The sequence below is a fragment of the Rhodococcus sp. DMU1 genome, from assembly GCF_012272955.1.
Lineage (GTDB): Bacteria > Actinomycetota > Actinomycetes > Mycobacteriales > Mycobacteriaceae > Rhodococcus > Rhodococcus aetherivorans.
The window spans coordinates 2,188,876-2,207,015 of the sequence record NZ_CP050952.1; the positions used below are offsets into that span (position 1 = coordinate 2,188,876).

An 18,140-nucleotide genomic window follows, 5' to 3' on the forward strand; every position below is an offset into this window, starting at 1 on the left:
ATCGGATCGGCTTCTGGGAGGCCGCCACGTGGTCCCTGCCGTTTGCCGCAGCCGGCGGAGCGTCGTTGTTCGTCGGGATTGTCGCCGCGATCGGCATGATCGACTATCGGGCGAACCCGACGGAAGGGTGGATCCTCGCTGTCGTCGCCGCACTCATGGGTGCCGTCGCTGCCGTGCTGGCGCGCTCACGCGCCGAACGTGACCGCGGAATTGCGCTCGGAGTCGGTGGGGCCGCGGTAGTTCTCTGTGTCGTGTGGTTGTTGTCGTGGTGAGCCGTGAGTCGTGGTGGACCAATCGCATCGACTGGTTCGGCCCGGAGAGCTTCGTCGGGGCGCTGTGCGGACTGGGGTGCGTGGCGTCGGTCCCTCTCGGCGTTGCCGGCGGCGACGCAGCGTGGCCGTACCTCGGTCCACTCGTCGGTGGGGGATTGCTGACGGCGTTCCGCGGGCCGGTCCGTCGATTCGGCACGGGGTTGGCCATCTCCAGCGTCGCGGTCCCGTCGCTGCTGGTCGGTGTCCTGTTGTTCGGTGGGGCGGCGGCGGTGTTTCGATGAACGGCGGGCCCGGGCGGAGGGCACGTCTGGGCGGTCCCGTCGCCGTGATCCCCGTATGCTGCGGTAATGCCGGAGATTCGAGTCCTGGACACCGAAGCCGAGCTGCTGACGGCGGCGAAGCTGTTCCGTACCGCGATGATCGGGATGCCGGCGCCGAATCCGCTCGAGCCGGGACAGATCCTCACCCAGCGCGAACAGGGCCGCACCCTCGGGGCGTTCGTCGACGGGCAGATGGTCGGCACGGTGGAGTCGGCGTCGAGTGGCATGGTGCTGCCCGGCGGCCGGCGGGTTCCGCACGCCGCCGTGACGCACGTCGGCGTGCTGCCCACGCACACGCGGCGGGGTGTGCTCTCGGCGTTGATGCGTCGTCAGCTGAGCGATGCCCAGGACCGGGGTGAGGTGGTGACGTCGCTGCGGGCCTCCGAGGCGACGATCTACGGCCGCTTCGGGTACGGCGTCGCCACGACGACGCACACCGTCGAGCTCGACGTGCGGCGGGCGGTGCTGCGCCCGTCGGTGGGCGAGGGCGAACCGGTGCGGCTCGTCGATCCGCACCACGCGTGGGACCTGCTGTCGCGCATTGCCGACGCCAATCCGTCGTCGCGGCCCGGGAGCATCGATCGCATCCCGCCGTGGTGGCGGTCGCAGGAGCACCGGATCGTCGGGGACCGCGAGCCCCGGTACGTCGCGGTGCACGGTGAGCCGGGCGAGGAGACGGGCTTTGCCCGGTACCGGCCGATCGGCACCGACATGTGGTTCGGCAGCCGGGATCGGACGGTCGTCGTCGAGGACTTCTTCGCCCCGACCCGCACCGCCTACCTGGGCCTGCTCCGGTTCCTGCTGAACCTCGATCTCGTCGACACGTTCGTCTTCGCCGCGCTCCCGCAGGACGATCCGCTGCCGTGGCTGCTGACGGACTCGCGCGCGGTGCGCTTGCGCAGTGCCGGCGACGAGACGTGGCTGCGCATCGTCGACGTGCCGGCCGCGCTGCGTGCGCGGACCTACGCCGGCACCGGAGAGGTGCGGCTGGCCGTGATCGACGAGCGTCTCCCGGAGAACACCGGGACGTATCGGATCTCGGCGGCGGGGGCCGAGCGGGTGGACGAGCCGGCGCAGCTCGAGGTGGACGTGTCCGCGCTCGCCGCGACGCTGCTCGGCGGGACGCGGTGGCATCAGCTGGAGGTCGCCGGCCTGGTGCGGGTGCTCGACGACGAGGCGCTCCCGGTGGTCGAGCAGCTGTTCGCGACGGCATCGGCGCCGTTCGCCGGCGTCATGTTCTGATCCCGCCCGGGCGCAGTGTCGTGGTCAGCTCGTACCGCTCTGCGCGCGACGCTTCCGGACACGCTTGACGATCGCGTAGCCGAGGAACAGGACGACGGCGGCGATCACGATGTTCTGGAACACCGACGCGTACGGCTCGACCCGCGCCCAGTTCGCTCCCAGCCCGTAGCCGGCGAGGACGAAGATCGTGTTCCAGACGAGGCTGCCGGCGGTGGTGAACAGCACGAATCGCCACGCGGGCATGCGGGTGACGCCGGCGGGGATGGAGATGAGGCTGCGGAACAGCGGGACCATGCGGCCGAAGAACACGGCCTTGCTGCCGTGCCGCTCGAACCATGCGGTGGTGCGGTCGAGGTCCGCGACGTCGACGAGGGGGAGCCTGTCGACGATCCGGCGGATGCGGTCCGGTCCGACGCCGCGCCCGGCCGCGTAGAGGCCGAGGGCGCCGGCGAGCGAGCCGAGGGTGGTCCAGAACAGCGCCCCGAAGAGGGTGAAGCTGCCCAGGCTCGCGGCGAACCCGGCCAGCGGCAGGATGACCTCGCTGGGCAGCGGCGGGAAGAAGTTCTCCAGCGCGATCGCGATCCCCGCTCCGACGCCGCCGAGCCGGTCCATGAGGGACAGCGCCCAGCCGGCGAGGCCCTCGGTCGGGACGGCGGCGTCGGCCGGGATGGCGGCGAGGAGTGGTGCAGTCACCTCACCCACGATAACGGCGGATCACGCCGGATCCGGCCGACGTGAGGGCCGCCACGGCCTCGTCCCGGTCAGGATCCGGCGAGCGCGGCCTGCAGTTTCTGCACCACGGCGGGGGCGGGGTTCTGGTTCTGGGCATTGGGGATGTCGCTGTTGACGGCCACGAGGATGATGTCCTGGGTGTTCTTGTCGTAGCCGAAGTAGGTGTTGAAACCGGGCAGCTCGCCGGTGTGGCTGAGCCAGCCGTCGGCGTCGCCGAGCCCGAGCCCGTACGCCGCGGTCGCGGTGTTCGGTGGCAGCCCGTACAGGAACGACGACATGCGCACGTCCTGGGTCTGCTGGTCGTAGAGCCCCTCGCCGGTGCCGATGGCCTTCGCCCAGATCTGCAGGTCGTCGAGGGTGGAGATCATCGCCCCGGCGGCCCATGCCCACGAGGGATCCCAGTTGGTGGGGTCGGTGGTCTGTCCCTCCGGCTGGCCCTGCTCGGTGATGCCTTCGAGGTGGGGGGAGGGGATCTCGGCGGTGTCGGGGAAGGAGGTCTCGCGCATCCCGAGCGGCTCGATGATCTTCCCGGTGATGTAGTCGCCCAGGCTCTGCCCGCTGACCTGCTCGACGACCAGGCCGAGGGCGATGAGGTTCGAGTTCGAGTACTCCCACTTCTCCCCGGGCGGGAAGTTCGGCGGCGCTCCGCGCACGATGTCGAGCAGCTGCTCGGGAGTCCAGGGCTTGGTCGGGTCGCCGAAGAGCTGGTTCTGGAAGTTCTCGTCGAAGGTGTAGCTGGGGATGCCGCTGGTCATGTCGGCGAGCTGGCGCAGGGTGGCGGTGTCACCGTTGGGCAGGCCGGGCACGTACTTGCCGATGGGGTCGTCGAGGGACAGCTTGCCGTCCTGCATCAGCTGGAGCACCGCGGTGACGGTGAACGTCTTGGTGATGCTGCCGATGCGGGTGTGGTCGGAGGCGGTCGGGGGCTCGGTGGAGTCCTGGCCTGCGGTCCCGGAACTGCCGGTCCACTCGTAGTCGGCGGTGATCACCCGCGCGACGACGCCGGGGAACCTGAAGTCGTTGCGCACGTCGTCGAGCGCGGTCTGGAACTTCTCGGCCTGGGCCGCGTCGGGCGCGCGGGTGGTCGTCGTCGCGGAGTCCTCGGTGCCGGTGTCGGAGCCGCAGGCCGCGGCCACCACCACGAAGGCGCTCACGGCGAGGATCGAAAGACGGCGCATCGCAGCTCCCAGGGTCGGCAGGATGACAACATCATCGGACCTCAGTGTGAACCCTGCATCGGCGCAGCGCGTGCAGTTCGATCATGAAAGCGGCGGCGGGCGCTCAGTTCGGTGCGGAGAAGAGGCCGGAGTAGTCGTACGGTCCGTGACGCCGGGTGTCCGCCTCGAGGTCGGCGGTGGTGTCCGGCTCGGCGGGCTTGCCGGGCTGAAGGAAGATCGGGTACTCGTGGTGCTGCATGGTGTCCTGTTCTGTGGAGCGATCGGGGAGGGAAGGGTCAGTGGTCGCCGGGCGCATCGGCGACTGTTCGCATGATCTCGTAGGCGCGGTCCGGATCGGTGTGGGGATCGACGAGCGTCAGCGCGATCCGCGTGTCGTTCTCGCCGAACAGATACATCAGGTTCGCCGGCTGTCCGGGAATCGGACCGGTGATCTCGATGTCGTCGACGTCGTCGATGCGTCGCTGAGCGGAGCTGACCGCATTCCATTCGAACGCGATCCGTGCGACGGACCCGAGCCGCGGGGCGAGCGCCGAGATCAGGTCGTGCAGCTCCGAGGTGATGTTCGAGGTCCAGGGAAACCATGCGCCGTCGACGGACGACGTGGGCGCCCCGGCAGGTCGCAGCAGCAGCCGCGGGGTGCGTGTGGGCTCGGGGAACGGCTGCGTTCCCGCCCGTGCCGGCGCATCCCGGCGGGTGCCGGGATGTGGAGGCGGTGTGTGCGTCACAGGACGCTCCTTGGTCGGCCGCGAATCAGCCGGAAAGATGTTCCAATCGGGGCCCATCGAGCGGGAGGCTCGACGCGAGATGCCCATCGATACCCGAAGCCTACAGGGTGGGGCCGGGAACGGGCGAATGTGCAGCGGGTCGCACACCCGATCGAACCGCGGGGTGCGGGTGCCGGCGGTAATCTCACGGAGTGGACGAGTTGAACGAGAACGGCGAGCCGTTCGAACTCGCGTCGGACGGCCAGGTCGACGTCACCCCGGAGATCGACGAAATCGGCGAGCTGCTGCGCAAGTCGGGCCGCGAGAACCTGGTCGCCGACGTCGACGAACCGTGGCGGCACGGGTATCCGTACGACACGAAGATGACGCGGCGGCAGTACGAGGCCCGCAAACGCCGGCTGCAGATCGAACTGCTCAAGCTGCAGGCCTGGGTCAAGGAGTACGACGAGAAGATCGTCATCATCTTCGAGGGCCGCGACGCGGCCGGCAAGGGCGGGGCGATCAAGCGGTTCACCGAGCACCTCAATCCCCGCGGCGCGCGGGTGATGGCGCTCGAGAAGCCCACCGAGCGCGAACGCACGCAGTGGTATTTCCAGCGCTACGTCGAGCACCTGCCGGCCGGTGGGGAGATCGTGCTGATGGACCGGTCCTGGTACAACCGGGCCGGCGTCGAACGGGTGATGGGCTACTGCACCCCGAACGAGTATCGCGAATTCACCCGCTCCGCACCGGAATTCGAGCGGATGCTGGTGCAGTCGGGGATCCATCTGGTCAAGTTCTGGTTCTCGGTGGGCCGCGAGGAGCAGCACGCGCGGTTCGTCGCGCGCAGCACCGATCCGGTCAAGCAGTGGAAGCTCTCGCCGACGGACCTCGCGAGCCTCGACAAGTGGGACGCGTACACGGAGGCGAAGGAGGCGATGCTGTTCTACACCGACACCCCGCACGCGCCGTGGACCATCGTCAAGGCGAACGACAAGAAGCGCTCGCGGATCGAGGCCATGAAGTGGGTGCTGCACCGTTTCGACTACACCGGCAAGGATCCGCGGGTGGTCCGCACCCCGGATCCGCTGATCATCGGCTCGCCCGAGACGGTGTACGACGAGGGGGAGCGCCCCTCGGAGTCCTTTCCGACGATGTGATCTGCGGCCGGCGACCGCCCGCGCCGTTTCGGGGTGCGGGAGACCGGGTACTGCGAGAGGGCCGAACCGGCGGACGCCGGCCGACATCGAAAGGACGTCACACCGTGGGAAGTCCGGATGAGCGCGATGAGCGCGAAGAGCCCGTGGAGGCCACCGACCGCCCGGCCCCGGTCACCCGGGAAGACCTGGAGAACCTGGTGGACGACATGGAGAAGCGGGTCGAGTCCGAGCGCGAGGAGGAGGGCGTCGAGGGCAGCGTCTCGGACCGCGAGGAGCAGAAGCCGATCGTGACGGGCGACGAGGCGCCGGACTGACCGGGCCGTGTCGTCACCCGAGCCGGAGCCGCCGATGCCCGATGCCATGACCCGTGCCTTCGTCCTGCTGCCGGGGGCCGGCTCGGACTCGTGGTACTGGCACCGGGTGGTGCCGCTGCTGCGCGAGTGTGGGCACGAGGTCGTCCCAGTCGACCTGCCGTACACCGATCCCGGCGCCGACCAGTACACCTACGCCGACGTCGTGGTTTCGGCCGGCCGTGACGTCGCGCGGCCGCCGACCCTGGTCGCGCAGTCGATGTCCGCGTTCACCGCGGCGATCGCCGCCGAGCGGATGCCCGTCGACGGGCTGATCCTGGTGGCCCCGATGATTCCGGCGCCGGGCGAGTCGCCGGGGCAGTGGTGGTCGGCGGTGGCGCAGGCCGAGGCGAAGCGCGCGCAGGACGTCGCCGAGGGGCGCGATCCGGACGCGCCGCTGGATCCGCGCGGGCTGTTCTTCCACGACGTGCCCGCCGACGTGGTCGACGAAGCCTTCGCGCACGAGCAGCCGGGCATGTCGGAGACGGCGTTCGAGCCGGCGTGGCGGGCGCCGCGGTGGCCGGACGTGCCGGTGCGGGTGATCGCGGGCCGTCACGATCGGTTGTTCCCGTTGCCGCTGATCGAGCGCCTCGCTCGCGAGCGGCTGGGCGTGGAGCCCGAGGTGATCGACAGCGGGCACCTGCCCGCCCTCGCCCGCCCGGCGGAACTGGCGTCGCTGCTGCTGCGGGAGTGAGGATCCGCCGCCGGACGCGTTACCGGCTTCCGCTGCGGGACTTGCCGTTCGACGTGGCCGTCTCCTGGCCGCCGGTGAACTGCGCAGCCACCGCGGCGGGCATCGCCTCGTAGCGCAGGTGCATCCGGGCGAACTCGGCGGTGCCCTGGGTGAGGGACCGCAGATCGACCGGGTAGCGGGCGAGTTCGAGCTCGGGGACCTCCGCGCGCAGCAGGGTCCTGCCCGGCTCGGCGCTCTCGGTGCCGAGGACCCGGCCGCGCCGGGCGGACAGGTCGCCGAGGACGGCGCCGAGATACTCCTCGGGCAGGATCACCCGCACCGCGGCGACAGGTTCGAGCAGCTTGACCTCGGTGTGCGTGGCGGCGTCGCGCAGCGCCAGCCCGGCCGCGGTCTGGAACGCGGCGTCGGAGGAGTCCACCGAGTGTGCCTTGCCGTCGACGAGGGTGACGCGGACGTCGATGAGCGGGTTTCCGGTGGCCACACCCTTGGCGGCCTGCGCACGCACGCCCTTCTCGACGGACGGGAAGAACTGCCTGGGCACGGCGCCGCCGACGACGCGTTCGGCGAATTCGATGCCGCCGCCGATGGGCAGCGGTTCGACCTCGACGTCGCACACCGCGTACTGGCCGTGGCCGCCGGACTGTTTGACGAGGCGGCCGTGGCCCTTTGCGGGGGCCGCGAACGTCTCGCGCAGCGCCACCCGGTACGGGACGGCGTCGACGTTCACGCCGTGGCGGGTGCGCAGCCGGTCGAGGACGACCTCGGCGTGGGCCTCGCCCGTGCACCACAGCACCAGCTGGTGGGTGTCGGGGTTCTGCTCGAGACGCAGGGCGGGGTCCTCGGCGGTCAGCCTGGAGAGGGCCTGCGAGAGCTTGTCGTCGTCGCTGCGGCTGTGGGCCTCGACGGCCACGGGCAGCAGCGGCTCGGGCAGCGGCCAGCGGTCCAGCAGGGTCGACGCCCCCGCTTCGGAGAGCGTGTCGCCGGGCTGGGCGGTGACGAGCTTGGCGATGCACACCAGATCGCCGGCGACGGCCTCGGGCACCGGTCGCTGTTGCCGGCCGAACGGGCTGGTGAGGGTCGCGACGCGCTCGGTGGTGTCGTCGCCGGCGGACCCGGCCAGCCGGATCGTCGTGTCGGGGCGCAGCGTTCCGGAGAACACCCGCACCAGGCTGATGCGCCCGACGTACGCATCCCCGGCGACACGGATCACCTGCGCCGTCAACGGCCCCGCGGGATCGGCGGCGGGGGCGGGCGGGCGACGGTGGGTGGGGTCGGGGAAGGCCATCGCGACGAGATCGAGCAGTTCGGCGGCGCCGACCCCGTAGTCGGTGGTGGCGAGAGCGGGATGCAGTGCACAGTCGACGATCTCGTGCCGCAGCCCCTCGTCGAGGGATTCGGTGTCGAGGGCCTCGCCGGCGAGGTAGCGCTCCATGAGCGTGTCGTCCTGGCCGGAGATCGCCTCGACGAGGCTCTCGCGCGCGGCGCCGGTGTCCGGCACGGCGGCGGGATGGCCGTAGCCGCGGCCGGTGAGCAGATCGATCGAGCCGCACGGGCGGCCGCCGTCGAAGACCGGCACGTACACGGGGCGCAGGGTGTCCGGCCCGAGGTCGAAGGCGTCGTGACAGGCGGTGAGCATCTCGTCGAAGTCCGTGCGGGCGACGTCGAGCTTGGAGACGACGATGGCGCGCGGGATCGCGGTCTCGGCGCATTCGCGCCACAGGGTGCGCGTGGCGGCGGAGATGGGATCTGTTGCGGAGACGACGAATACGGCCGCGTCGGCGGCGTGCAGTCCCGCGCGGACCTCGGCGTCGAAGTCCGGATGCCCGGGGGTGTCGATGATGTTGATCTTCACGCCGTTCCACTCGAGCGGCAGCACGGCCAGTTGCACCGAGCGGCGGTGCTGCTGCTCGATCGCCTCGTAGTCGGAGACGGTGGTGCCGTCGGCGGTGCGTCCGGCGCGGCCCACGGCGCCGGCGGCCAGGGCCAGGGATTCGGCGAGGGTGGTCTTGCCGACCCCGCTGCAACCGACGAGGACGACGTTGCGGATCTGTGCGGGGCGCTCGACGGCGGGCGCCCGTTCGGTGCGTGCGGCAGAGCGGTCGGGCATCGGCGACTCCTCCCGTGGCCTGTGCCAAGTGTAGGAGGCGGTTCCGCCGCCGTGGCGTCTTTCGGGATCGGCGGCGGTCCAAAAAGTCGCCGCGGGGGCGATGCTCGAGTTACTCTCAACCTGAACTTGAGGTTTAGGGAGGCCCTCGTGGTTGATGTTCAGCGCCCGGCACTCGTCCGCCTGTTCACGGCCGGGACGGCACTCGCCGCCGTCTCCGTGCTGGGGGCGGGGGTCGCCGTCGCGGCACCCGGCACCGGATCGAATTCCGGCTCGTCCGTGCCGGCGGCCTTCCAGGAGGACCCCGGACCCCTGCCGGAGCTGCGGAACATCGCGACACCGGCCATCGTGGGGGAGACCCCGATCTCCGAACGCGCCGTGCGGCTGACCGTCGCGAGCCCCGCCCTGCGCCGCGACGTGGGCGTCGAGGTCCTGCTGCCCGCCGACAACTCGGCCCCGCGCCCCACCCTGTACCTGCTCGACGGGGTCAGCGCCCGCAACCACACCAGCGGCTGGATGAACATCGGCGGCGCGCCCGCCTTCTTCGCCGACAAGAACGTCAACGTCGTCATGCCCAACGGCGGCCGCGGCAGCCTCTACAGCGACTGGCAGCAGTCCGACCCCAAGCTCGGCCTGAACAAGTGGGAAACCTTCCTCACCGAGGAGCTTCCGCCGCTGCTCGCCGCGCGGCTGAACAGCAACGGGGTCAACGCGATCGCCGGGAACTCGATGGGTGGGCAGGCGGCCATGATGCTCGCCCACCGGCACCCCGAGCTCTACCGGGGCGTCGCCGCCTTCAGCGGCTGCTACTCGACGGGCGACCTGCTCGGCAGTGCCGTCGTGCAGACCAGCACCTCGTCGCAGGGCGGCGACGTCGTGAACATGTGGGGCCCGCCCGGCAGCCGGGAGTGGGCCGAGCACGACACCGTCGCGCACGCCGAGAACCTCGCCGGCAAGGAGCTCTACCTGTCCGCTGCGACGGGCGTGCCCGGTCCCCACGAGACGCCCGAGACCCCGGACCTGGCGCGCACCCTCGTCGCTGGCGGCATCCTCGAGGCCGGCTCGCGAATGTGCACCCAGCGGCTCGAGGAACGCCTCGGCGCCCTGAAGATCCCCGTCACCGTCACCTACGAACCCGTCGGCGTGCACGCCTGGGGCTACTGGCGCGACCAGCTGCCCAAGGCGTGGCCGACGCTCCAGCGCGCCCTGGACACGCAGCCCTGACGCGCCGCGGCGGGGCCGGACCCGCTTCCCGCGGCCCGTCGGGGACGCGTCGTACGCTGCGTGTGAAGCACATCACTCGGCGGAGAAGGAACGATATGAACAACGTGCTCGACCGCACGAAGATCTACATCGGCGGCGAATGGGTGGACTCCGACGGCACCGGCCGGATCGACGTGATCGCCCCGGCCACCGAGGACGTCATCGCCGTCGTCGCCGAAGGCACGGCACAGGACGTGGACCGGGCCGTACGCGCGGCGCGGGCGGCGTTCCCGGCGTGGTCGGCGCTCACCGGCGCCGAACGCGGTGCCCACCTCGGCAAGGTCGCGGCCCTCATGGCCGAGCGCATCGACGATCTCGCCGCGCTGGTCTCCCGCGACATGGGCATGCCGGTGACGCTGGCCAAGCCGGTCCAGATCGGCATGCCGCTGAAGAACATCACCCGCTACGCCGAACTCGCCGCGACCTACGACTTCGACGCCGGCGAGGTGGGCAACGCCCTCATCGTGCGCGAGCCCATCGGTGTCGTCGGCGCCATCACGCCGTGGAACTACCCGCTGCACCAGGTGGTCCTGAAGGTGTTCGCCGCCCTCGCGGGTGGCTGCACCGTCGTGCTCAAGCCGACCGAGGTGGCGCCCCTGATCACCTACGCGCTCGTCGACATCTGCGACGAGGCGGGCCTGCCGCCCGGCGTGTTCAACCTCGTCAGCGGGTACGGGCCGGTGGTGGGGGAGGCCATCGCCGCGCATCCCGGCGTGGACATGGTCTCGTTCACCGGCTCCACCCGCGCCGGCAAGCGCGTCGCCGTCGTCGCCGCGGAGACGGTGAAGAAGGTGGCCCTCGAACTCGGCGGCAAGTCCGCCAACGTCATCCTCGACGACGCCGACCTGACCCGGGCCGTCACCGACGGCGTGGCCCAGTGCTTCCTGAACTCCGGGCAGACCTGTTCGGCACTGACCCGCATGCTCGTCCCCGCCGAGCGCATGAACGAGGTGGCCGCCCTCGCCGAGCAGGTCGCGCGGGCCTACACCGTCGGCGATCCCGCCGCGGCCACCACCCGGCTCGGCCCCCTGGTCAACGCCAACCAGTTCAAGCGCGTGCGGTCCTACATCGACCAGGGCATCGAGGAGGGCGCCGAACTGGTCCTCGACGGCCGCGAAACCGGCCTCGGCACCGGCTATTTCGTCGGGCCGACCGTGTTCGCGAACGTGACCGAGGACATGACGATCGCGCGCGAGGAGATCTTCGGTCCGGTCCTGTCGATCATCGGATACCGCGACGAGGACGACGCCGTGCGCATCGCCAACGACAGCGACTACGGGCTCTCCGGCGGGGTCTGGTCTGCCGATCGCGCCCGGGCCGAGCGGGTCGCGCGACAGCTGCGCACCGGGCAGGTCTCCATCAACGGGGGCGCCTTCAACACCGACGCACCGTTCGGCGGTTACAAGCACTCCGGCGTCGGGCGCGAAGCCGGCGTCTTCGGTCTCGAAGAGTTCCTGGAGGTCAAGGCACTCCTGCGGTGACCGTATGGGGTACGTCACGTTCGGGTGCCGCAGAACGATAGACGGGAAAACGGCATCGGTTTCCCCGACAGGGAAAGCGCGGAAGGAGCGGACGATGTACATCATGCCGCCGGACCCGAGTGGCGGGTCCGCGGGCAACCTGGACGTTCCCCCGCGTGGCCTGCGCGAGGTCATGGAAGGCCAGCTCCCGGACCTCGCGGCCTGCGCGCGGCTGCTGTCCGTCGGTTCCGAGCGCGCGGCCCCGGTCTTCGACCGGGCGCTGGCGCGTGCGGTCGCGACGTGGCGGGGCCCGATCGGTCCCGAACTCTGCGCGTACGCCGTGTCGTGGTTCGTGTACCTGTTGCACGCCGAGACGCCCGCGCATCGGCGTGCGGAAGGCTGCGGCGACGACGCCGTCCTGTTCTCGACGTTGCCGCCGGTCGAGCAGATCGCCCTCGTGCTCGGTGAGTTCGAGGAGCTGCCGCCGGCGGGCATCGCCGCCGTCGCCGGCCGCGCGTTCGCCGAGTTCGAGCTGGAGACGCCGCAGCCGGCCTGGGTGCGGGACGGCCTCCTGCACGCGAGGCGCTGACCGCCGTACCTGCGTTCGGGCGGCCCCGGCTCTTCGGGTGGCAACGACGACGCGGCCCCCGCACCGATCCGGTGCGGGGGCCGCGCGAAGTCGTCGGGTCTAGGAGGACAGGCGGGTGCGTCCGAGGCGGAGCAGCGTCATCGCCAGGGTCTTGCCGTCGGCGCCGAGCTCGGCGAAACGGTCGAGGACCCGCATCTCGTGGTTCTGGGCCTGCCGCGCGGTCCCGGACTCCTTCGCAGCGATGCCCGCCCGGCGCGACAGCTCGCTGCGGCGCTCGATCGCCTCGAGGATCTGCGCATCGAGCGTCCCGATCTCGTCGAACAGTCGACCGAGGTCTTCCTGGGCCGAAACCACCTCGCGGGCGGACTCGAAGCCAGGCGAATCAAGCTGGACAGTCATGCAGATTCCTCCGGTCTCGTCTGGATCGTCGATGATTGTGTCGTTCCCGTCGGCGCCAGTGTTACTCATCCGTAGACAAGATTTTCGTGTCCCGCGTCCGGCGGCCGGCCAACACGAGTTGAACACCTTTTGAACTGGGCTTTATGTCCGTCCCGTGGCATTTGTGGCAATGGTCACACCGTCGGGTATCCGCCTCGTCGGGCCCCTCGGACGTAGGGTCGAAGGTCCCTTCTCCGCCGTGGACGCCCGCCCCGGCGCGTGTCGTGAACCACAATCCGCAGGCCCTGCGGTAGCGTTCCCCACCTACCGGCAACCGGTCGGGGCGGTGGGATCCCCGGCGCTTCCGGAAGGGGAACTCAGTGGGACGGGTGTTTTGTGCACGGCACCGATGAAGACGAGTCCGACGCCGTGCCGCTGATCCGCCCGGAGGAATGGCCGCCCCCGAAGTTCAGCGCCCGGGTCGCCGCCGCGATCGCCCTCGCCGGCGTCGTGATCCTCGTCTCGCTCTGGCGGGCCTGGGATGCCGGGCAGGCGGGAGCCTGGGCGGTGACCCGGTTCTTCCTCATCCTGTCCGGCCTGATGGCCCTCACGGCGCTCTTCGGATACGTGTACTGGCGTCCGCGCCGCGGCGACCCCGAGATCCGGTTCGTGGAGTCGCGGGGCCGCGGGGCCACCGAGATCCGCGCTTCCGGCGCCGTCTTCCATCTGATGGGGGCGATGACGACGAGCGCGGCGTTGCTCTCGCTCGGCGCGGCCGTCGAGATAGTCCTGTTCGACGACGGCGTTCCGTGGGTGAGTGTGCTGCTCGCCGCCTTCGGGCTGCCCTGCGCGGCGTTCGTCGCGGAGGTGCTGCGCGGGGGGATCCGCCGAGGGGCGCTGCTGCTGACCCCGGACGGGATCCGGCAACGCGGCTGGACCATCGAGTCGTACCTGCCGTGGGTCTCGGTGGCCGGGGTGCACGCCGTCCATCACGGATTCCCCGAGATCTGGGTGCTGGGCACGCCGGCCGCCGCCTGGGCGCGACGACGGACCAGCCGGCTGTTCCGCCTGGACCGGTTGCCCCGCGAACCGGTGATCGAGGTCGACTCCCGCAAGTTCGACGGCGACCCGGTGCTGCTGTATCGGATGCTCGACTTCTACGCGAGAAATCCGCAGGCCCGGGCGGAGCTCGGGTCGGCCGCGGCGGCCGAGCGCGTGCACCGGGGCGACCTGAGCGACCCGGCCTGACGGCTGCCCGTCTTGCGCCGCAGTGCCACCCGACTGTGTTGCGGCTCACTGCTCCGGTATCGTCGTGGGCAAGAGATGGCACTCGGTGCCGTTCCTGCGAGAGATGGGACGTGAGATGAGCACTCCGGAACGGATCGTCATCGTCGACGGTGCGCGTACCCCGGTCGGCAGCTTCGGCGGCGCGTTCAAGGACGTACCGGCCCACGAACTCGGCGCGACCGCCGCGAAGGCGGCCCTGCAGCGCGCCGGCGTGGCGGCCGAGGACATCGACGAGGTCGTCATGGGCTGCATCGGGCAGGTCGGCCCGGATGCCTACAACGCGCGTCGCGTCGCGCTGGCGGCCGGGCTGCCGGTCTCGGTGCCGGCGTACACCGTCAACCGGCTGTGCGGCTCGGGCCTGCAGGCGATCTGGTCGGCGGCGATGCAGATGCGCTGGGGCGGGGTGGATCTGGCCCTGGCCGGCGGCGACGAGAACATGTCCCGCATGCCGTTCTACGACTTCGGCGCCCGCTCCGGCTACAAGCTGGGCGACCGCACCCTCGTCGACGGCACCGTCGGGATGCTCACCGACCCGTTCCACGGCATCCACATGGGCGTCACCGCCGAGAACGTCGCCCGCGAGTACGGCATCAGCCGCGAGGCGCAGGACGAGTTCGCCGTCGAATCCCAGCGCCGCGCGGCCACCGACGCCGCCCGCGCCGCGTTCGCCGAGGAGATCACCCCCGTCGAGATCGGCGGCCGCAAGCCCACCGTCGTCACCACCGACGAGCACCCCAAGCCCGACACCACCGTCGAGACCCTCGCGAAGCTGCGCCCGGCATTTCAGAAGGACGGCACGGTCACCGCCGGCAACGCCTCGGGCATCAACGACGGCGCCGGCGTCGTCGTCCTCGCCCGCGAGTCCGTCGCGCAGGAACGGGACCTGGGTGGGCTCGCGGTGATCGAGTCCGTCGCCACCGCCGCGCTCGAGCCGGAGCTGATGGGCTACGCGCCGGTCCTCGCCCTGCAGAAGCTGTTCGAGCAGACCGGCACCACCCCGGCCGACATCGACACCGTCGAGCTGAACGAGGCGTTCGCCTCGCAGGCCGTCGCCGTGATCCGCGACGCCAAGCTCGACCCGGCCAAGACCAACCCGTACGGCGGGGCGATCGCCCTCGGCCACGCGGTCGGCGCGACCGGCGGCATCCTGACCCTGCGGGTGGCCAAGGACCTCGTGCGCCGCGACCTCGAACTCGGCATCGTCACCATGTGCATCGGCGGCGGCCAGGCCCTGGCCGCCCTGCTGCGCCGGGTGCGCTGAGCCGGGCCGCTCCGCGGCCGGTGCGTCCTTTGGGCTGCTGCAGCAGCCCAAAGGCCGCACCGCTCAGATGGTCCGTTCGTGTCCGGCCCAGTAGGGGGCCCGCAGGGAGCGCTTGAGGATCTTCCCGGTGGGGTTGCGCGGCAGCATGTCGACGATGTCGATGGTCGCGGGGCACTTGAACTTCGCCAGGTGCCGACGGGTGTAGTCGATGAGTTCCTGCTCGTCCGCCTTCTGGTCCGGGGCGAGCACCACCACCGCCTTGACCGTCTCGCCCCACTTCTCGTCCGGGACGCCGATGACCGCGACCTCGGCGACGGCCGGATGCTCGACGAGGACCCGCTCGACCTCCGGGCAGTACACGTTCTCACCGCCGGTGATGATCATGTCCTTGAGCCGGTCCTCGATGAACACGAAACCGCCGTCGTCGACCCGGCCCATGTCGCCGCTGCGCAGCCACCCGTCGGCCGTGATCGTCTCGGCCGTGGCGTCGGGCCGGTTCCAGTACCCGGGGGTGGTCTGCGCCGAGCGCCACCACAGTTCGCCGATCGCGCCTGGGGCCGCGTCCTCGAGCGTGGCCGGATCGACGATGCGCATCTCCACGCCGGGAATGGGGGTGCCGGCCGACGCCATCCGCGCCTCCTGCGCCGGATCGCGGTGCACCTCCGGCAGCAGCGCCGTGATCACCCCGGCGAGCTCGGTCATGCCGTACACCTGGACGAATTCGGTGTCCGGCCACGCGGCGAGCGCGCCGCGCAGCAGCGGCAGCGGCATCGGCGCGGCGCCGTAGGTGATGCGCTTGAGCCGGGAGAACGCCCCGATCGCGTGCGCTCCCGCGCCGAGGACGGCCGCTATTACCGGGGGCACCAGGAAGGCGATGTTCGCGCCGGCCGCGAGACCCGTGAACAGCGACGGCGCGTCGGCCTCCCGGGTGAACACGCACCGGCGGCCGTCGTGGATACCCATGATCGCGTAACAGGTGCCGCCCACATGGAACAGCGGCATCGCCACCAGCAGGCAGTCACCCTCCGTGAACGGAAGCACCGCGAGCACGTCCTCGGAGTGCGCGAACAGGTTGCGGTGCGTCAGCTGCACACCCTTGGGCCGGCCGGTGGTGCCGGAACTGTAGAGCAGCAGCGCGGTGGTCTCGGGCGCGACGTCGGGCAGGGTCGCCGGCGCGGCCGCCGCGAGCCACGGCTCGAACTCGTCGTTCTCCCCGCCCACGACGACGATCTTCTGCACCGTGGACAGCCGGGGTCGCAGCGACTCGATCTCCTGCGCGAATTCCGCTCCCACGAACAGGATCCGGGCGCGCGAGTCGTTGATCACGTAGTCGAGCTCGTCGCCGGCGAGCCGGAAGTTCGGGATGGCGTTCGCCGCGCCGAGCGCGGAGGTGGCGAAGGTGACCTCGAGGCACGCGAGGTTGTTCTTGTCGACGAATGCGACGGTGTCGCCGGGTCCGACGCCGTCGGCGGCGAGGGCGCCGGCGAGGTGGAGCAGTCGCTCGTGCCACTGCGCCCAGGTGTGGGTGCGGTCGAGGTACTGCACCGCGACCTCGTCCGGTTTGGTCTGCGCCCAGTGCGCGACGCGGTCGAGGATGACGGACGGGGCGGGGACGGACATGCGTGAGCCTCCTGGGGGAACAGGTGCCGCCGTGTGGCGGGTGTCACACAGGTTATTGCCGGCGGGGCGTGGCGTCTCGGAATCGGACGTATCGCCGCCGGGCGGGTCCCGTGGTCCGGCTCCGCGAGGTCAGGGCAGGCAGGCGGCGTAGCCGCCGGCCTCGAAGGTGGCGGTGTCGCAGTACGCGGCCCGCGGGTAGTAGGGACCCATCGTCGCGGCCGGATCGCCGCCCTGTGCGGCCTGCACCGACTGCGGGTAGAACGCGTCGGCCGGCAGCATGTTCCGGTAGAGCAGAGTCTTCTTGGGGACCTCGGTCGAGCCCCACGGCAGCACCGTCACCGTCGGATCGGCCGTGGCGCGGGCGGGCACGTCCTGGGGCGCCGCGACGACGTAGGTGAACCAGCCCTCCGCGTCGGTCGCCGTCTCGAAGTCGGCCGCGCACGCGACGACCGGGTACGGGGTGACCTGGTCGTTCTGGCACATCGACCAGTACCGCACCTGGCGGCCGGGCGTGGTGACGGGTTCGCCGGCGCGGGTGTCGGGGAACGTGGGGGCCTTGCCGCGCACGACGAGGATCCGGCCCGGCTGGTACGTCAGCACGGAGCCGATGTACTTGTTGTCGCCGTTCGGGAACAACCCGGACGTGGTGGCCGGGCTGACGAAGGTCGCCTCGGGGTTGTTGCCGGGGAAGGCGCCGGACGCCGCGCCCTCGACGATGCGGTCGACGGCCGCCTCGGCGGCGCGCTCGACCGGTCCGCTGCCGTAGTCGGCGGGGTCGAAGTCGGAGCTGCACGTGGGCACCGGCACGGCGCGCCCACCCTGGTGCAGCGTCACGTCCGGTAGCGGGACCCCGCCGGTCGGGGAGGCCGGGTCGTCGGGCACATAGACCCGGACGATGAGGAATCCGGCCGGTGCGGTGGGCGACCCGCCGGTGGGCAGCGCGCCGATCTCGTTGCGGGCGTGGTCGGCCGGACCGGTGACGACGGTGGCGCTCCAGCGCCGGGCCGAGGCGGGCAGCCCCTCGGCGGCCGCGTCCGCGAACGGGTTCCCGCTGCCCGGATCGGGCGCGATCTGTGCGTCGCGCAGGGTGTCGACCGTGTCGAAGTTCGTTCCGTAGGTGTTGAGCGAGAAGTACCGGGCCGCCGGATAGGTGCCGTGCAGTTCGATGCTGTCGCCCGGGGCCAGCGCGTACGGCAGCACCCAGTAGGTGGCATCGACGTCGGGGAACGCGATGTCCAGCACGGTCGAGTCGGACCGGAATTGCCACGCGCACGACCCGACGGGTTCCTGGGCCGCGGAGGTCGCGGGCGTCAGCAGTGCGTGCGCCGCCGCGAGCAGGCCGACGAGCACGGCGGTCCGTCGCCGGCCGCGCACGGCCGTCGCAGGATCGGGTTCGGCCGTCGAACGATCGGGTGCGGCCACGGGGAACTCCTTCGCCGGGGGCCTGGTCCTGTCGCATCATCTGTACCGGAAACGGGCAGGCCGGGCCTGCGGTTCGGGGAAATTCGCGATCGACGCCGTGCGTC

At 71.1% G+C, this 18,140-nt stretch carries 19 protein-coding genes; 11 read left to right on the top strand and 8 right to left on the bottom strand.

Translation table 11 applies throughout. The features are described 5' to 3' along the window. Positions 1-65: 65 nt before the first annotated feature. The 3 genes from HFP48_RS10305 to HFP48_RS10315 all read left to right on the top strand — a co-directional run bounded on the left by HFP48_RS10305 (position 66) and on the right by HFP48_RS10315 (position 1,834). Positions 66-272: a hypothetical protein gene (locus tag HFP48_RS10305; RefSeq protein WP_232334083.1), complete on the top strand. Its 207-nt coding sequence runs from the start codon at positions 66-68 to the stop codon at positions 270-272. After that, positions 266-553, top strand: a complete 288-nt coding sequence (locus HFP48_RS10310; protein ID WP_246872540.1) for a hypothetical protein — start codon at positions 266-268, stop codon at positions 551-553. The genes HFP48_RS10305 and HFP48_RS10310 overlap by 7 nt, the downstream gene beginning before the upstream one ends. A 66-nt stretch (positions 554-619) precedes the next feature. Then, positions 620-1,834, top strand: a complete 1,215-nt coding sequence (locus HFP48_RS10315; protein WP_168579473.1) for a GNAT family N-acetyltransferase — start codon at positions 620-622, stop codon at positions 1,832-1,834. A 24-nt stretch (positions 1,835-1,858) separates the two neighbouring features. Here HFP48_RS10315 and HFP48_RS10320 read toward each other — a convergent pair whose 3' ends face one another. The 4 genes from HFP48_RS10320 to HFP48_RS10330 form a co-directional block, all read right to left on the bottom strand. After that, positions 1,859-2,539 (bottom strand): DedA family protein, encoded by a 681-nt coding sequence (locus tag HFP48_RS10320; RefSeq protein ID WP_168580558.1) that lies wholly within the window; start codon positions 2,537-2,539, stop codon positions 1,859-1,861. Positions 2,540-2,595: 56 nt separating this feature from the next. Beyond that, a complete protein-coding gene (locus HFP48_RS10325) occupies positions 2,596-3,744 on the bottom strand; it encodes a serine hydrolase domain-containing protein (RefSeq protein WP_168579474.1) in 1,149 nt (382 codons plus the stop codon). 103 nt (positions 3,745-3,847) lie between these two features. Next, positions 3,848-3,982 (bottom strand): hypothetical protein, encoded by a 135-nt coding sequence (locus HFP48_RS32080; RefSeq protein WP_006939481.1) that lies wholly within the window; start codon positions 3,980-3,982, stop codon positions 3,848-3,850. Positions 3,983-4,019: 37 nt separating this feature from the next. Continuing rightward, positions 4,020-4,469 carry a DUF5994 family protein gene (locus tag HFP48_RS10330; protein ID WP_006939480.1) on the bottom strand — a complete coding sequence of 150 codons (450 nt, stop codon included), beginning with the start codon at positions 4,467-4,469 and terminating at the stop codon, positions 4,020-4,022. A 191-nt stretch (positions 4,470-4,660) separates the two neighbouring features. Here HFP48_RS10330 and ppk2 point away from each other — a divergent pair, with 191 nt between their 5' ends. The 3 genes from ppk2 to HFP48_RS10345 all read left to right on the top strand — a co-directional run bounded on the left by ppk2 (position 4,661) and on the right by HFP48_RS10345 (position 6,652). Then, positions 4,661-5,608: a polyphosphate kinase 2 gene (gene ppk2 / locus HFP48_RS10335; RefSeq protein ID WP_006939479.1), complete on the top strand. Its 948-nt coding sequence runs from the start codon at positions 4,661-4,663 to the stop codon at positions 5,606-5,608. A gap of 104 nt (positions 5,609-5,712) precedes the next feature. Continuing rightward, positions 5,713-5,922 carry a hypothetical protein gene (locus tag HFP48_RS10340; protein ID WP_044476108.1) on the top strand — a complete coding sequence of 70 codons (210 nt, stop codon included), beginning with the start codon at positions 5,713-5,715 and terminating at the stop codon, positions 5,920-5,922. Positions 5,923-5,956: 34 nt separating this feature from the next. Beyond that, complete coding sequence (locus tag HFP48_RS10345) at positions 5,957-6,652, top strand: alpha/beta fold hydrolase (protein ID WP_168579475.1); 696 nt, start codon at positions 5,957-5,959, stop codon at positions 6,650-6,652. Between the two features lie 19 nt (positions 6,653-6,671). On the opposite strand, the gene HFP48_RS10350 is transcribed toward HFP48_RS10345, so the two are convergent. Continuing rightward, positions 6,672-8,759 carry an elongation factor G-like protein EF-G2 gene (locus HFP48_RS10350; RefSeq protein WP_168579476.1) on the bottom strand — a complete coding sequence of 696 codons (2,088 nt, stop codon included), beginning with the start codon at positions 8,757-8,759 and terminating at the stop codon, positions 6,672-6,674. Positions 8,760-8,906: 147 nt separating this feature from the next. On the opposite strand from HFP48_RS10350, the gene HFP48_RS10355 reads away from it, so the two are divergent. From HFP48_RS10355 to HFP48_RS10365, 3 genes are all read left to right on the top strand, one after another. After that, positions 8,907-9,980 carry an alpha/beta hydrolase family protein gene (locus tag HFP48_RS10355; protein ID WP_006939468.1) on the top strand — a complete coding sequence of 358 codons (1,074 nt, stop codon included), beginning with the start codon at positions 8,907-8,909 and terminating at the stop codon, positions 9,978-9,980. 95 nt (positions 9,981-10,075) lie between these two features. Then, positions 10,076-11,500, top strand: a complete 1,425-nt coding sequence (locus HFP48_RS10360; protein ID WP_168579477.1) for an aldehyde dehydrogenase family protein — start codon at positions 10,076-10,078, stop codon at positions 11,498-11,500. 94 nt (positions 11,501-11,594) lie between these two features. Further along, on the top strand, positions 11,595-12,068 hold the full coding sequence (locus HFP48_RS10365) for a hypothetical protein (protein WP_006939466.1): 474 nt from the start codon (positions 11,595-11,597) through the stop codon (positions 12,066-12,068). Positions 12,069-12,167: 99 nt separating this feature from the next. Here HFP48_RS10365 and HFP48_RS10370 read toward each other — a convergent pair whose 3' ends face one another. After that, a complete protein-coding gene (locus HFP48_RS10370; protein ID WP_006939464.1) occupies positions 12,168-12,467 on the bottom strand; it encodes a chorismate mutase in 300 nt (99 codons plus the stop codon). A 375-nt stretch (positions 12,468-12,842) separates the two neighbouring features. Here HFP48_RS10370 and HFP48_RS10375 point away from each other — a divergent pair, with 375 nt between their 5' ends. Further along, on the top strand, positions 12,843-13,694 hold the full coding sequence (locus tag HFP48_RS10375) for a hypothetical protein (protein WP_006939462.1): 852 nt from the start codon (positions 12,843-12,845) through the stop codon (positions 13,692-13,694). A 115-nt stretch (positions 13,695-13,809) separates the two neighbouring features. Continuing rightward, positions 13,810-14,994, top strand: coding sequence for a thiolase family protein (locus HFP48_RS10380; protein ID WP_043797306.1), 1,185 nt, complete (start codon positions 13,810-13,812; stop codon positions 14,992-14,994). A gap of 63 nt (positions 14,995-15,057) precedes the next feature. On the opposite strand, the gene HFP48_RS10385 is transcribed toward HFP48_RS10380, so the two are convergent. Beyond that, positions 15,058-16,614, bottom strand: coding sequence for a long-chain-fatty-acid--CoA ligase (locus HFP48_RS10385; protein WP_006939457.1), 1,557 nt, complete (start codon positions 16,612-16,614; stop codon positions 15,058-15,060). A 129-nt stretch (positions 16,615-16,743) separates the two neighbouring features. After that, positions 16,744-17,931: a hypothetical protein gene (locus HFP48_RS10390; RefSeq protein ID WP_230304619.1), complete on the bottom strand. Its 1,188-nt coding sequence runs from the start codon at positions 17,929-17,931 to the stop codon at positions 16,744-16,746. Positions 17,932-18,140 lie beyond the last annotated feature (209 nt).